We start from the raw sequence: 12,507 nt of genomic DNA, 5'->3' as shown, positions 1-12,507 counted from the left end.
GAATGTCGTTCATGCGAGCCGCCGTGAAAGCCCTCGATCTGCATATCGTCCTCGCCGGGACGGCCGAGCCGATCTGGCGCGACGTCCGCGTTCCGGCCGGGCTCACACTGCCTGAACTGCACCGCGTCATCCAGCTCGCGTTCGATTGGGAGGATCGGCACCTCCACCTGTTCCGGACCGGCGGTCCCGGCGGCCGGGAGCGGATCTTCGCCGGGGACGAGGACACCGCCCTGGAACTCGGGATGGAGTCCGCCGAGGGCTACACGCTGGAAGACATCTTCTCCGCCAGGAACACCCGGCTGGTCTACGAGTACGACTTCGGTGACTGCTGGCTGCACGAGATCGAGGTGGCCGGACACGCCGTCGTGCCCGCCGGGGAACTGGTCTGCCTGGCAGGCGCCAACCGGGGACCGGTGGAGGACTCGGGCGGGATGGACGGCTACGCCCGGCTCTGCGCCGCGGCCCAGGACCCCGCGCATCCGGAACACAAGGCGGTGCAGGAGTGGCTCTATGGGGTCGCGGGGGAGCTGTCCTTCGATCCGGCGCACTTCGACCGCGAGCAGGTGAACCGCAGGCTCACCCGGCTGGGGCTGCGGTGGTCCGACGCGCCGCCGACGTCGGAGGAGATCGCCGCAGTGGTCCGGCCGGTCAAATGGCTGCTGCAGCGCGTGGGTCCGGACGGGCTGGAACTGACCAAGGATGGCTACCTTCGCCCTGCCGTGGTGCAGGAAGCGGTCGTCGCGCTAGGGCTGGCCGGGCGCGTCTACGGCAAGGGGAACCGCGAGGTCAACACCCGTGAGGTCCTCGGGCTGCGCCGGCAGGTGCAGGAATGGGGACTGCTGCGCAAGTACAAGGGGCGGCTGCTCCGCACGCCGGCGGGCCGTGAGCATTGCGACGACGACGAAGGGCTCTGGCGCTATCTCGCGTCGCGGATGGCCAAGCCGGGCAGCCTCGGAGAGGACTTCCTGCACCGGCTGTTCACCGAGTGGCTGGTGGAGAACCAGCTGCCCCCGGTGTCCGTGCGCGGCGAGATCCTGGTGGAGATCATGACGGCGGAGGGGTTCCACGGGCCGGACCGGCGGCCCATCGCGCTGCCGGCGGGCCGGGACCTCGCCCGCCGGATGGCGGACACGTTCGGGCATCTGAATATCTACCTGCCCTCGAGCAAGCCGTGGCTGAGCCAGGAACTCTCCGAGGCCGGCATGAAGTTCCTGCTGGAGGTCCAGCGGCGGCAAAATAGTTTCCGATGACTGATACAAAGGCTGTGAACCGCAATCCCGGCGGTCCGGCGGCAGGCCTGCGGCTGAGCTGCAGCGTGCCGATGCGCTGGGGAGACATGGATGCCTACGGGCACATCAACAACGTGGAGATCCTGCGCATCCTCGAGGAAGCGCGGATCCACGCCTTCGGCCCGCCGGCCGGGACCGGCGGCGAAGGGCTTGAGGTGGATCTGCCGGTCTTCTCCGACCTGCCCGCGGACACGCAGGCACTCGTGGTCGAGCATCGGGTCAGGTATGTCCGGCCGCTCAATTACCGGAACATCCCGGCGCATGTCGAGGTGTGGATCAGCGCGTTGAAGGCCGCGAGCCTGACCATCGGGTACGTGGTCAAGGATCCGGTGACCCTCGAAGAGTGCGTGAAGGCGGAGACGACGCTGGCGTTCTTCAACGAAGCCACAGGCCGGCTGCTCCGGGTGACCGCGGACCACAAAGCGCGGCTGGCTCCGTACGTGGGGGAGTCCAACTTCCCGTAGGGATCCAGGGCCGGGGTATTGCGTCGGCACCCACTGCCCGGGCTCCGCTGGACACTGTCCGCCGGAGGCGCCGAAACTGGGCAGATGGCACCCTCCTCGGCGAAACGGATCTTCACCCTCGGCCACGGGACCAGCAGCACCGACGAGCTGGCCGGAGTGCTCACCGACGCCGGGGTCGAGGTCCTGGTGGACGTGCGCCGTTTTCCCGGGAGCCGCAAGCATCCGGAGATGGCCAGGGACGCGCTGGGCGAGTGGTTGCCGCGGGCCGGCATCGGCTACCGCTGGGAAGAAGACCTGGGCGGGCGCCGGCGTATTCCGGCAGGGGAGCCGGAACCTGACATCTGGTGGAAGGTCGAGGCGTTCCGGGCCTACGCGGCCTATACCCGCACGCCAGCGTTCGCGGCGGGACTCGGCCGGCTCCTGGACCTGGCTGCGGGCGAAGCCGCCGCGATCATGTGCAGCGAGACGGTGTGGTGGCGCTGCCACCGCCGGCTCATTTCCGACGTCCTGGTCCTGCGGCACGGTGTGGAAGTCGTCCACCTGATGCCTGGTGGAAAGCGGTCCGCGCATGGCCCTTCCGAAGGGGCGCGGATGACAGACGACGGCCTCGTGTGGGACCGCGCCGCTTAGCGCCCCCGTCGAAGCGCCGCAGAGCGGCGGCACCGTAACAATGCAGGCGCCCAACGGGGTGCCGAATAAAGGCGCCCGCAGCCTCGGACCGGCCTAGCCGCTCAGGCGGGCGGCGGGCGGATCGAGGCTGCGGGCGTGTTTCCCGAAGGGAAGGAAAGCTTCGCGTGGGCTACGCGAGGACGCTGAGCTTGGAGTCCTTGCGGCCAAACAGCGCGTGGTCCACCGAGATGCGGCCCGGGCCCACCAAGGCGATGGCCAACGCGGCGGCGGCCATCAGCAGCACCAGCTCGTAGCCACCATTGGCGGCGAAGACGCCGGCGCTAATGTGGACCAAAAACATGGCGCCGAGCATGTTCAGCATCAGCAGGATGGCCATCGGGCGGGTGAGCAGGCCGAGGATCAGGGCGATGCCGCCGGCGACTTCCAGGACGGCCACCAGCGGGGCGGCAATCTCCGCGGCCGGGATGCCCATCTGGCCGAAGGCGGCCTGTGTGCCGGCGATCGTCCACTCGTTGAACTTCTGGAAGCCATGGGCGGCAAACAGGAAGCCGAGGACAACGCGCAGGACGGTGCGGGCGGTCGTGTTCAAAGCGGGGTTCTTCATGATGTTTTCACCGTTTCGTTTGGTCATTGGATCGGCCGTCTGGAACGAGCGACAAGCATCAATTGTTGACGCTTCAATAAAATGCTGACAGGTAATAGGTTGAACTGTCAAGTTTTCAGTCCTGTCATGCCTGTCACATGCCCTCCGGAAGGTGGGACGGCGGATCCGAGGCCGTACAGCTTGGCCTGCTACAGTCCGCAAACGAAATAGTCGGAGCCAACACCGAGGACACGATGGACCTGAACGACGTGCAAGGAATCGCCGCCGAATGGTGGAGCAGGATCCTCGCCGGCTTCCACCGGGACCCGGGCCTGGAGCCGACGCTGCTGGAGCTGGCCCTGATCCTCGCGGTTGCCCTGGCGGTGACCGTCCCGAGATCCAGCTGGCGGTACTTCGGGCTGTTCGTCACCACGGTCCACGAGCTTGGCCATGCCTTCGCGGCGCTGACGACCGGCCGCCTGGTCAGTGGCATCCATCTGAGGTTCGACCAGTCCGGCGCAATGATGAGCCGCGGGTCCCGCCGGGCGGGTGCGGTCTGGACCGGCTTCTGGGGCTATCCCGTGCCGGCGGTGGTCGGCTGCGTCCTGGTCCTGGCGGCCTTCAATGGCTGGTCCTCCTTGGTGCTCTCCGTCAGCGCGCTGCTGCTGCTGGCCACCCTGCTGTTTATCCGCAATGCCCAGGGCGCGGTGATCGCCGTCGGCCTGGCCCTGGCATCCAGCCTCCTGGTCTGGTTCGCGCCGGACGGCTGGCTGGGCCACCTGACCCTGGCCCTGGGGATCGGTCTGCTCGTGGGAGCGGTCCGGGACTGGCTCAACCTGCTCGGTGTCCACACCCAGAGGCGGCACCAACTGGCCAACTCGGACGCCCACATCCTCTCCCGCCGAACGGGTGTCCCCGCGGCCCTGTGGCTCGCCGGTTTTGCTGCCGTGATCACGGCCTGCTGGGTGCTGGCCGGAATGGCCCTCGCCGCGGTGGCGGGCTTCCCCGCCTGAGCGGGCCGGCCAGTCGTCCGGCCCCGGATTCGTTCCCCCTCCGGCCGTCGATCCATGCCCGAAAATCGGCCTGCACGCGGGAATTACTGGCCCCCGCCGCTCGTTATCATCGCGACGAGGAAAATAGATGTTGATTATTCAGTGCGAAACGCTAAAATGGGCCGACACCTCGTCAATACGACAACAGCTTCAGGAGTTCTAGACCCGCATGGCAACCGACTACGACGCACCCCGCAACAAGGACGAAGACCAGAGCAACGAGTCCCTGGAAGCGCTGCAGTCCCAGCGTGGGGGCGGCGCCAAGACCGCAATCATCGATGTTGAAGATTCGGACACCGCTGAAGGCATCGACCTCCCCGGTGCCGATCTTTCCGGCGAGGAACTGGTAGTCCAGGTCGTCCCCCCGCGCGAGGACGAGTTCACCTGTTCTTCCTGCTTCCTGGTCCGCCACCGCAGCCAGGTGGCGCGCGAAAAGAACGGCGAACTGTACTGCCGCGACTGCGAAGGCTAAACAGCCCGCGTACAGCCAAGATAAACCCCGCGCCCGCCGGCGCGGGGTTTTTTGGTCAGCCGCTGCTGGTCAGGTGGATGCCCGCCTCCGGCGTCGCCACACGGAAGGAGAACGACTCCTCGATATACAGGTACACCTTCTCCGCGTCGTGATGGTCGTAGCCCAGCGACAGGTCCTGGCCGGACTCGAACAGGAAGTCGCCGCCGCGCATGCTCATCACCACGGCCCCGCGGACACCCGGCGCCCAGACGATCGGGCCGTCGAGGATCCGGCGGAGGTGCTCGGACAGCAGGTAGCCGCCGCGTTCGGCGGTTTCGACGACGGCGGTGTAGTGGCCGGGGCCAAGCGCCAGCCCGAACGGACCGCCGATGCCCGCCTTGAGCAGCACCGCCACGGCCTTGGCGATCCGCTTCGGGTAGTCGTTGAAGTCCTCCACCCTCGGCACGGGGGACAGCGGCGTGGCCGCCGTGACGCCGGTGATGCCCGCGCCCTGCCAGCCGTGGAAAACCGCCACGTTCTCGGCGCTGGCGATCCGAAGGGCCGCCTCGTCCAGGTCGGTCAGATCGACGTCCGCGGCGCCCCGGTCGTGGTTCAGCAGTTCGTGCCGCGACACCGCGAAATCGGCCCGCACCTCGACCAGCGGCAGGATCCGCCGGCGCAGCGCCGAGACGCCGTCGGTGGGGGAGCCGTCCACGTCCTCGGTCCGGCCGAGGTTGGTGGCGGAGTATTCCCAGCCGAGCGGGCCTTTGAAATCCACTAGCTTCCGGGCGCCCAACGCGACGGTGAGCCGCTGCCGGGCCTCTTCGTCGAGCAGCCGCCACGCGCCGTCGGAAATCGGCGCGTGCTCGCGCAGGAGATGGTTCATCGCCATGACTGTTGCCCCTTCAGGCTCCCGATGCCGAGTGAGGGATCGGAAGCCGCCGGATCTTCGGCGGAGCCGTTCGCGGCCGCCTCCGCGGCCTCGCCGTGCTCCACGATGTCCCCGTCGCGGAACAGCACTCCGCGGGCTGTCTCGCGCCATTTCGGTTTGCGCCGCAGCAGGAACTCCAGGTCCATGCTGAAATGCTTGAACTCCTCGCCCATGGAGTCCTCCATGATCGCGCGGGCGGCTGGATCGGGTTCCAGCGAGATCCGCTGCTCGTACCAGCCGATCGCCTCGGCTTCCTCCGTCAGGTTCGCGCACATGCGGGCGAAGGTGCGGGTCTCGGCCGAGAGCTCCCCGGCCGGCTCGTGATATTGGTCAAAGCCCATCGGACGTCCTTTGACGTTGGTCGTCGGAACCGTGCACAGTGCCTATCCGCCAGCCTAGCGAGCCGCACCGGGCTTGACTACCCTGCGGCGGGTCAGCCGTCCCAGCCCAGGTTGCGCGCCATCCGCTGCAGCACGTCGAGGGCCGCGTCGTATTCGTCCGCGGACACGCCCTCGGTGATCCGTTGACGGTTCCGGTCCACGACCTCGCCCAGCGACGCGAGGCTGCTGCGGCCCAGATCGGTCAGCGAGAAGCGGTCGCCCTCGTTGGACACCCAGCCGCTCTCCAGCAGTTCGTCGAGGTGCTCGGCGGACGACTCATCCGCGGTCTGGCTGAAGAACGGCTTCAGCGCGTCGTTCAGTTCGGCCGCGGTCGAGGGCTGCTCCGCCAGCACGTTGAGGATCTGCCATTGGCGCCGGGTGACGCCGTGTTCCTCGACCATGGTGTCGAACTGCTCGTTGATCAGGCCGTCGACCAGCCGGAGCCAGAATCCAAGGGGACGTTGTTCTGCCATGCACCCACCATACAAAGCCGGTCAACAGTTAGGGCAAGGGGCGCAAAACAACGACGGCGGTGCCCGGCTTGGGCGGGTGCCTTGCCGCGGTGCCGGGGCGCTTATACGGTGAGGAACGGGCCCGCGCGGGCGAACAGCGGGCCCGTCTGCACCACCTGACAAGGAGGACAGCATGAGCGAGGAGCCGCACGGGACGCTGGAGAGGGAGAACCCCCGTGAACCGAAGGTCGACGTTTCCACCGAGACCCAGGAGTATCCGGGCTTCACGGAGGAGATGCAGCCGCGGCCGGATCATGGCGAGGACAGCTATCGCGGCAACAGCCGGCTGGAGGGCAAGAGGGCGCTGATCACCGGCGGGGACTCGGGCATCGGCCGCGCCGTCGCGCTCGCCTTCGCCAGGGAGGGCGCCGACGTCGCAATTTCCTACCTGAAGGAGGAGGAAGAGGACGGGCAGGACTGCCTCGAACTGATCCTCGCGGAGGGCCGCAAGGCCGTCGCGGTCCCGGGTGACGTGCGGGAGGAAGACTACGCGGCCAAGGCCGTTGCGGAGGTGGTCGAGGAGCTGGGCGGGCTCGACATCCTGGTCAACAACGCCGGCTACCACCTCGAGCAGCCTAACGGGATCGCCGATATCAGCGCCGGGCAGCTGCGCCGGACCTTCGAGACCAACGTCTTCGGCACCTTCTGGATGATCCAGGCCGCGCTGCCGCACCTGTCGCCGGGCTCGGCCATCATCAACACGACTTCGATCCAGGGCTACCACCCGTCGACGGGGCTGATGGACTACGCCGCGACCAAGGCCGCGCTGAACAACCTCACCTTCAGCCTTGCCGAGCTGCTGGGGCCGAAGGGCATCCGCGTCAATGCCGTGGCGCCGGGGCCGATCTGGACGCCGCTGCAGCCGGCCACCACGTCGCCGGAGAAGCTGGAGAGCTTCGGCGACGCGACGCCGCTGGGCCGCGCCGGGCAGCCGGCGGAGGTCGCCGGGGCGTTCGTCTACCTGGCTTCGAACGACGCGCGCTATGTCTCCGGCGAGGTCATCGGCGTGACCGGGGGCATGCACCTGGCCTGACGGCAGTCCATATACAAAAGACAGGCAGCGAAATAGCCTAGTCCTAGCCCCACCCATCGGTCTTTCGAAGGGATCCAACCATGGCTTCAGTCAATTCATTCGGTTCGCAGGGCACGCTGGATGTGGCCGGAACCGGCTACCAGATCTACCGGCTCAATGCGGTGGACGGCGCCGAGCGTCTTCCCTACAGCCTCAAGGTGCTGCTGGAGAACCTGCTGCGCACGGAGGACGGCCAGAACATCACGGCGAACCACGTCAATGCGCTAGCGCAGTGGGACCCGGACGCCGAACCCTCCACCGAAATCCAGTTCACGCCGGCCCGTGTGATCATGCAGGACTTCACCGGCGTCCCGTGCGTGGTGGACCTAGCCACCATGCGGGAGGCCGTGGCGGACCTGGGCGGCGACCCGAAGCGCGTCAACCCGCTGGCGCCGGCGGAACTGGTGATCGACCACTCCGTGCAGATCGACGTCTTCGGCAATGCCCAGGCCCTCGAGCGGAACATCGAGATCGAGTACCAGCGCAATGGCGAGCGGTACCAGTTCCTGCGCTGGGGCCAGACCGCATTCGACGACTTCAAGGTGGTGCCGCCGGGCATGGGGATCGTGCACCAGGTGAACCTGGAGTACCTGGCCCGCACCATCATGACCCGCGACGTGGAGGGGACGCTGCAGGCCTACCCGGACACCTGCGTCGGCACGGACTCGCACACCACCATGGTCAACGGCCTCGGCGTGCTGGGCTGGGGTGTCGGCGGCATCGAGGCCGAGGCCGCGATGCTGGGCCAGCCCGTGTCGATGCTGATCCCGCGCGTGGTCGGCTTCAAGCTCACCGGCGAGATCCCTGCCGGTGCCACCGCTACCGACGTGGTGCTGACCATTACCGAGATGCTGCGCGAGCATGGCGTCGTCGGCAAGTTCGTGGAGTTCTACGGCGAGGGCGTTGCGGCGGTGCCCCTGGCCAACCGCGCCACCATCGGCAACATGAGCCCCGAGTTCGGCTCCACCGCCGCGATCTTCCCGATCGACGACGTGACCCTGGAGTACCTGCGGCTGACCGGCCGCTCCGACCAGGACGTGGCGCTGGTCGAGGCCTACACCAAGGAGCAGGGCCTCTGGCACGACCCGTCCAAGGAGGTCAAGTTCTCCGAGTACCTCGAGTTGGACCTCTCCACCGTGGTTCCCTCCATCGCCGGGCCCAAGCGCCCGCAGGACCGCGTGGAACTCACCAACGCGAAGATGCAGTTCCACCGGGACCTCGAGAACTACGTGCACAAGGAGGTGGAGGCCGAGGGGCCGAGCGTGGACGAGGCCGTCGAGGAATCGTTCCCGGCATCGGACCCGCCCACCTACACGGACGCCGGCAGCAAGGCCAAGAACCCGTCGCACCTGACGGTGAAGAAGACCGACCCGGACTCCGGTCGCGCCACCCATCCGGTGGAACTGACGATGCCTGACGGGCGGAACTTCTTGCTGGACCACGGGGCCGTGACGATCGCCTCGATCACCTCCTGCACCAACACCTCCAACCCGTCGGTGATGCTGGCGGCCGCGGTGCTCGCGCGCAACGCCGTCGAGAAGGGCCTGGCCTCCAAGCCGTGGGTCAAGACCTCGGTCGCCCCGGGCTCGAAGGTCGTCACGGACTACTACGAGCGATCAGGCCTGACCCCTTACCTGGAGAAGCTCGGCTTCTACCTGGTGGGTTACGGCTGCACGACCTGCATCGGCAACTCCGGGCCGCTGGAGGAGGAGATCTCGCAGGCCATCGGAGACAACGACCTCGCCGTCTCCGCCGTGCTGTCCGGCAACCGCAACTTCGAGGGCCGGATCAACCCGGACGTGAAGATGAACTACCTGGCCTCGCCGCCGCTGGTGGTGGCCTACGCGCTGGCCGGTTCCATGGACTTCGACTTCGATGACGATCCGCTGGGCCAGGACGCGGACGGCAACGACGTCTTCCTCAGGGACATCTGGCCTGATCCGATCGAGGTCCAGCGCATCATCGACTCGTCGATCGACAAGGAAATGTTCACCTCGAGCTACGAGACTATTTTCGACGGCGACCAGCGCTGGCAATCGCTGCCGACTCCTTCCGGAGACACGTTCGCCTGGGACCCGCAGTCCACGTACGTCCGCAAGCCCCCGTACTTCGAGGGAATGCAGGCGCAGCCGGAACCGGTCACGGACGTCAGCGGGGCCCGCGTCCTGCTGAAGCTGGGGGACTCGGTCACCACGGACCACATCAGCCCGGCGGGCTCCTTCAAGTCGGAGACCCCGGCCGGCAAGTACCTGCTGGAACACGGCGTGGAGCGCAAGGACTTCAACTCCTACGGTTCCCGCCGCGGCAACCACGAGGTGATGATCCGCGGCACGTTTGCCAACATCCGCATCAGGAACCAGCTGCTGGACGGAGTGGAGGGCGGCTTCACCCGCGACTTCAGCCAGGACGGCGGCCCGCAGTCCACGGTCTACGACGCGGCGATGAACTACCAGGCCGCCGGCACTCCGCTGGTGGTCCTGGCCGGCAAGGAGTACGGTTCCGGCTCGTCCCGCGACTGGGCGGCCAAGGGCACCGCGCTGCTGGGCGTCAAGGCCGTCATCGCCGAGAGCTTCGAGCGCATCCACCGGTCCAACCTGATCGGCATGGGCGTGCTGCCGCTGCAGTTCCCGGTGGGGGAGAGCGCGGCGTCGCTGGGTCTCGACGGCACAGAGACGTTCGCGATCGAGGGCGTCACGGCGCTCAACGACGGCGCCTCCCCCCGGACCGTGCGGGTCACCGCGACGGCGGCGGACGGGACGCAGAAGCAGTTCGACGCCGACGTCCGGATCGACACCCCGGGTGAGGCCGACTACTACCGCCACGGCGGCATCCTGCAGTTCGTCCTCCGCCAGCTGGCAGTGTAGGGAACCCGCGGGAAGGCACCGGCGCGGCGGCCCGGACAACCGAGCCGCCGCGCCGGTATTTTTCCCGGCGCGCCGTGCACGGCCGGGCTGCGGGAGATCTCGTAATCTGTTCCAGGCCACAACGGTGGCAGCAGGCCCCACGGGAGAAGACCATGGAACTTTCAGCGCAAGGACGCGTGCGTCCCGACTTCACAGGAGTCGGAGACGGCGATGCCGCTTTCTGACGACGAACGCGAACAGCTGCGGCTGCTGGAGCAGCAACTTAGGATAGAGGCCCCGGAGCTCTATGAGTTCCTGGCCCCGCCGCCCCACTCCAGAAGGAACCGGCTGCTCGCCGGGTGGCTGCTGGCCTTCCTCGGCGCCGTGGCCATCCTGCTGGGCCTGTACGCCTCGCTGGTGCCGGTGGCGTCGATCGGCCTCGTGGGAATCGCCGTCGGCCTCTTCGTGGCCCATGGCGAGCAGACCGGGCCCGCCGACGTCACGCCGGCGCGCTAGGAGATCCCGGCCACGAGCCAGGCACCGATCCGTTCCCGCCAGAGCATCTCCACCGTTGCCTGCGTGCCGGCAGGCAAGGTGGATCGGACGGCCACATCAACCGCCCCTCGCTCGGGGTGCGTGCTGCCTGCCAGGTAGTCCGGCTCGGGAATGGCCTCCACGATCCGGGCCGCCGCGCTGAAGTCGCCCCAATCGGCCAGCAATTCGGGCACCACCAGGCTCTCCAGCGTGGCCCGGTAATGGCGGCGGTCCAGGAGCGCCTCGCAGAACAGGGCGGCCACTTCCACCGCGTCCCGGACCGCAGACTCGTCCGGCAGGGCGGGCCCGCGGGCTGCGTCATAGCCGCTGCGGCGGTGGCCCAGCCAGTGCACGTCCGGGGGCAGATTCGGGTCCATGCCAACACCTTAGTCACCGCCACTGACAGGCACGCTCCTGCCGCGCCGCACAAGTGAGCTGGCACGGACGGCTGCCTCGCGCGACAGGCGCGGGCGCCGTCGTCGTTGGTTGCCACCCGTGACGCCGGCGGCCCGCGGCAGCAGGCGACCTAGCGAGTGGCCAGGGAATGCGCGGACACGGCCTGGCGACGGGCCAGCAGGTGGTGGTACTCGGGATGCTCCACCATGGTCTTGCGCACCGTGCGGTCGAACGGGCGGACCGCAAGGTGCCGGCGGTGGGCGCTGTCGAGGGCGTTCATCACCAACACGGTTTCGAGATCCCGGTTCCTGAAGCCACGGTCGATCGTGGTGCGCAGGAACCAGATTTCATTTCCCTCGAGCCGGTAGCGCAGCGAACCGGCGACTACTCCATCCCAATAAATCGTGAATTGTGCGCTCATGTGGTCGTCTTGGACGGCAGGCATCGGAATCCCCCCTTTGGCGAGTCCGGCACGAGGAGAACGCGCCGGATACTCCTTAGACGTAAGAGTGAGGCATCAGGTTCAATGGGTCAAGGAAAATTTTCAGGAGGCGCATGCACACCCCGACCGACGGTCCAGACCAGCGTCCGCTGCACCTGCAACCCGGCGCGATCCTGCTCGTGGTGGCCGGCGGCACGCTCGGAACCCTCGCCCGCTTCGGCGTCTCGCAACTGCTTCCGCCGGCCGCTGGCTGGCCTCTGGGCACGCTGGCGGTCAACCTCAGCGGCGCCTTTGCGCTGGGCCTGATGCTGGAGTTCCTGCTGCTGCGGGCACCGGACGACGGCGGTCGCCGGGCCTTGCGGCTAGTGGCGGCGACGGGGTTCATCGGGGCTTTCACCACCTACAGCACGCTCGCGCTGGAGGGCAACCTGCTACTGGCGGCATCCGGGCCGGGCCAAGCGGCTGCCTACTGGCTCCTCACTCTGGTCGGCGGCTTCCTGGCGAGCCTGGCCGGAGTAGCCGCGGCGTCGCACTGGGGCGGCCGCCGCGCATGACGCTGCTGCTGATGGCACTGGCCGGAGGCGCCGGTGCCGGCACCCGCTTCCTGATTGATGGGCTCGTCCACCAGTGGGTGGAGCGCGCCGCGTTTCCGCTGGGGACCCTCCTGGTGAACACCACAGGTGCCTTCCTGCTGGGACTGCTGACCGGCGTCGTATTTTCACACCACGCCGGGCCGGAACTGCAGCTCATCCTGGGGACCGGATTCCTCGGCGGCTACACGACCTTCAGCACAGCCAGCGTGGATACGGTCCGGCTGGTCCAGCAGGCACATTGGGGGTCCGCGCTCACCAACGCGCTCGGGACCCTGCTGCTGACCGCGGTGGCCTGCGCGGCCGGCCTGGCGCTGGCGGCCTGACCCGGGGTGCAG

Annotated in this window: 16 protein-coding genes; 10 read left to right on the top strand and 6 right to left on the bottom strand. The window is 67.9% G+C overall.

The features are described 5' to 3' along the window. Positions 1–11 precede the first annotated feature (11 nt). From OC550_RS12275 to OC550_RS12265, 3 genes are all read left to right on the top strand, one after another. Positions 12–1,250, top strand: coding sequence for a plasmid pRiA4b ORF-3 family protein (locus OC550_RS12275; protein WP_262106047.1), 1,239 nt, complete (start codon positions 12–14; stop codon positions 1,248–1,250). Between the two features lie 71 nt (positions 1,251–1,321). After that, positions 1,322–1,753, top strand: coding sequence for a thioesterase family protein (locus OC550_RS12270; RefSeq protein WP_262106338.1), 432 nt, complete (start codon positions 1,322–1,324; stop codon positions 1,751–1,753). Positions 1,754–1,837: 84 nt separating this feature from the next. Continuing rightward, positions 1,838–2,383: a DUF488 family protein gene (locus tag OC550_RS12265; protein WP_262106046.1), complete on the top strand. Its 546-nt coding sequence runs from the start codon at positions 1,838–1,840 to the stop codon at positions 2,381–2,383. A gap of 169 nt (positions 2,384–2,552) precedes the next feature. Here the strand turns inward: OC550_RS12265 and OC550_RS12260 are convergent, their stop codons facing one another. Further along, positions 2,553–2,987 carry a DoxX family protein gene (locus OC550_RS12260; RefSeq protein ID WP_262106045.1) on the bottom strand — a complete coding sequence of 145 codons (435 nt, stop codon included), beginning with the start codon at positions 2,985–2,987 and terminating at the stop codon, positions 2,553–2,555. Between the two features lie 233 nt (positions 2,988–3,220). On the opposite strand from OC550_RS12260, the gene OC550_RS12255 reads away from it, so the two are divergent. Together OC550_RS12255 and OC550_RS12250 are read left to right on the top strand one after the other, a co-directional pair. Then, the gene (locus OC550_RS12255; RefSeq protein WP_262106044.1) at positions 3,221–3,979 is read left to right on the top strand and encodes a M50 family metallopeptidase; all 759 of its coding nucleotides are present in this window, start codon (positions 3,221–3,223) and stop codon (positions 3,977–3,979) included. A gap of 208 nt (positions 3,980–4,187) precedes the next feature. Further along, positions 4,188–4,490 (top strand): DUF4193 domain-containing protein, encoded by a 303-nt coding sequence (locus OC550_RS12250; protein ID WP_262106043.1) that lies wholly within the window; start codon positions 4,188–4,190, stop codon positions 4,488–4,490. A gap of 55 nt (positions 4,491–4,545) precedes the next feature. Here OC550_RS12250 and OC550_RS12245 read toward each other — a convergent pair whose 3' ends face one another. The 3 genes from OC550_RS12245 to OC550_RS12235 all read right to left on the bottom strand — a co-directional run bounded on the left by OC550_RS12245 (position 4,546) and on the right by OC550_RS12235 (position 6,253). Continuing rightward, positions 4,546–5,361 carry a family 1 encapsulin nanocompartment shell protein gene (locus OC550_RS12245; RefSeq protein WP_262106042.1) on the bottom strand — a complete coding sequence of 272 codons (816 nt, stop codon included), beginning with the start codon at positions 5,359–5,361 and terminating at the stop codon, positions 4,546–4,548. Next, positions 5,352–5,741, bottom strand: coding sequence for a hypothetical protein (locus OC550_RS12240; RefSeq protein WP_262106041.1), 390 nt, complete (start codon positions 5,739–5,741; stop codon positions 5,352–5,354). Before OC550_RS12240 ends, OC550_RS12245 begins: the two co-directional genes overlap by 10 nt. Before the next feature lie 92 nt (positions 5,742–5,833). Next, the gene (locus tag OC550_RS12235) at positions 5,834–6,253 is read right to left on the bottom strand and encodes a MarR family winged helix-turn-helix transcriptional regulator (protein ID WP_262106040.1); all 420 of its coding nucleotides are present in this window, start codon (positions 6,251–6,253) and stop codon (positions 5,834–5,836) included. A gap of 172 nt (positions 6,254–6,425) precedes the next feature. Here OC550_RS12235 and OC550_RS12230 point away from each other — a divergent pair, with 172 nt between their 5' ends. The 3 genes from OC550_RS12230 to OC550_RS12220 all read left to right on the top strand — a co-directional run bounded on the left by OC550_RS12230 (position 6,426) and on the right by OC550_RS12220 (position 10,723). Further along, entirely contained in the window at positions 6,426–7,325 is a 900-nt protein-coding gene (locus OC550_RS12230) for a glucose 1-dehydrogenase (protein WP_262106039.1), read from the top strand. Between the two features lie 80 nt (positions 7,326–7,405). Beyond that, positions 7,406–10,228 carry an aconitate hydratase gene (locus tag OC550_RS12225; protein ID WP_262106038.1) on the top strand — a complete coding sequence of 941 codons (2,823 nt, stop codon included), beginning with the start codon at positions 7,406–7,408 and terminating at the stop codon, positions 10,226–10,228. 210 nt (positions 10,229–10,438) lie between these two features. Beyond that, positions 10,439–10,723 carry a DUF3040 domain-containing protein gene (locus OC550_RS12220; protein ID WP_262106037.1) on the top strand — a complete coding sequence of 95 codons (285 nt, stop codon included), beginning with the start codon at positions 10,439–10,441 and terminating at the stop codon, positions 10,721–10,723. On the opposite strand, the gene OC550_RS12215 is transcribed toward OC550_RS12220, so the two are convergent. Together OC550_RS12215 and OC550_RS12210 are read right to left on the bottom strand one after the other, a co-directional pair. Then, on the bottom strand, positions 10,720–11,118 hold the full coding sequence (locus OC550_RS12215; protein ID WP_262106036.1) for a hypothetical protein: 399 nt from the start codon (positions 11,116–11,118) through the stop codon (positions 10,720–10,722). The two genes, OC550_RS12220 and OC550_RS12215, sit on opposite strands and share 4 nt — an antisense overlap. A gap of 149 nt (positions 11,119–11,267) precedes the next feature. After that, positions 11,268–11,558 carry a GNAT family N-acetyltransferase gene (locus tag OC550_RS12210; RefSeq protein ID WP_262106035.1) on the bottom strand — a complete coding sequence of 97 codons (291 nt, stop codon included), beginning with the start codon at positions 11,556–11,558 and terminating at the stop codon, positions 11,268–11,270. 134 nt (positions 11,559–11,692) lie between these two features. Between OC550_RS12210 and OC550_RS12205 the strand changes: the two genes are divergently transcribed. Both OC550_RS12205 and crcB read left to right on the top strand, forming a co-directional pair. After that, positions 11,693–12,133 (top strand): CrcB family protein, encoded by a 441-nt coding sequence (locus tag OC550_RS12205; RefSeq protein ID WP_262106034.1) that lies wholly within the window; start codon positions 11,693–11,695, stop codon positions 12,131–12,133. Beyond that, complete coding sequence (crcB, locus tag OC550_RS12200) at positions 12,130–12,495, top strand: fluoride efflux transporter CrcB (RefSeq protein ID WP_262106033.1); 366 nt, start codon at positions 12,130–12,132, stop codon at positions 12,493–12,495. Before OC550_RS12205 ends, crcB begins: the two co-directional genes overlap by 4 nt. Positions 12,496–12,507 lie beyond the last annotated feature (12 nt).

The sequence above is a fragment of the Arthrobacter sp. Marseille-P9274 genome, assembly GCF_946892675.1.
Taxonomy (GTDB): Bacteria; Actinomycetota; Actinomycetes; order Actinomycetales; family Micrococcaceae; genus Crystallibacter.
Note: the sequence above shows the minus strand (reverse complement) of the source record. Positions and strands in the feature narration are given on the sequence as shown.

Excerpts from the sequence above, each read along its gene's own strand:
- OC550_RS12275 (WP_262106047.1), top strand. The coding sequence starts at position 12 with ATGCGAGCCGCCGTGAAAGCCCTCGATCTGCATATCGTCCTCGCCGGG.
- OC550_RS12250 (WP_262106043.1), top strand. The coding sequence starts at position 4,188 with ATGGCAACCGACTACGACGCACCCCGCAACAAGGACGAAGACCAGAGC.
- OC550_RS12205 (WP_262106034.1), top strand. The coding sequence starts at position 11,693 with ATGCACACCCCGACCGACGGTCCAGACCAGCGTCCGCTGCACCTGCAA.
- OC550_RS12220 (WP_262106037.1), top strand. The coding sequence starts at position 10,439 with ATGCCGCTTTCTGACGACGAACGCGAACAGCTGCGGCTGCTGGAGCAG.
- OC550_RS12270 (WP_262106338.1), top strand. The coding sequence starts at position 1,322 with ATGCGCTGGGGAGACATGGATGCCTACGGGCACATCAACAACGTGGAG.
- OC550_RS12210 (WP_262106035.1), bottom strand. The coding sequence starts at position 11,558 with ATGAGCGCACAATTCACGATTTATTGGGATGGAGTAGTCGCCGGTTCG.
- OC550_RS12215 (WP_262106036.1), bottom strand. The coding sequence starts at position 11,118 with ATGGACCCGAATCTGCCCCCGGACGTGCACTGGCTGGGCCACCGCCGC.
- OC550_RS12225 (WP_262106038.1), top strand. The coding sequence starts at position 7,406 with ATGGCTTCAGTCAATTCATTCGGTTCGCAGGGCACGCTGGATGTGGCC.
- OC550_RS12265 (WP_262106046.1), top strand. The coding sequence starts at position 1,838 with ATGGCACCCTCCTCGGCGAAACGGATCTTCACCCTCGGCCACGGGACC.
- OC550_RS12260 (WP_262106045.1), bottom strand. The coding sequence starts at position 2,987 with ATGAAGAACCCCGCTTTGAACACGACCGCCCGCACCGTCCTGCGCGTT.
- OC550_RS12255 (WP_262106044.1), top strand. The coding sequence starts at position 3,221 with ATGGACCTGAACGACGTGCAAGGAATCGCCGCCGAATGGTGGAGCAGG.
- OC550_RS12235 (WP_262106040.1), bottom strand. The coding sequence starts at position 6,253 with ATGGCAGAACAACGTCCCCTTGGATTCTGGCTCCGGCTGGTCGACGGC.
- crcB (WP_262106033.1), top strand. The coding sequence starts at position 12,130 with ATGACGCTGCTGCTGATGGCACTGGCCGGAGGCGCCGGTGCCGGCACC.
- OC550_RS12245 (WP_262106042.1), bottom strand. The coding sequence starts at position 5,361 with ATGGCGATGAACCATCTCCTGCGCGAGCACGCGCCGATTTCCGACGGC.
- OC550_RS12230 (WP_262106039.1), top strand. The coding sequence starts at position 6,426 with ATGAGCGAGGAGCCGCACGGGACGCTGGAGAGGGAGAACCCCCGTGAA.
- OC550_RS12240 (WP_262106041.1), bottom strand. The coding sequence starts at position 5,741 with ATGGGCTTTGACCAATATCACGAGCCGGCCGGGGAGCTCTCGGCCGAG.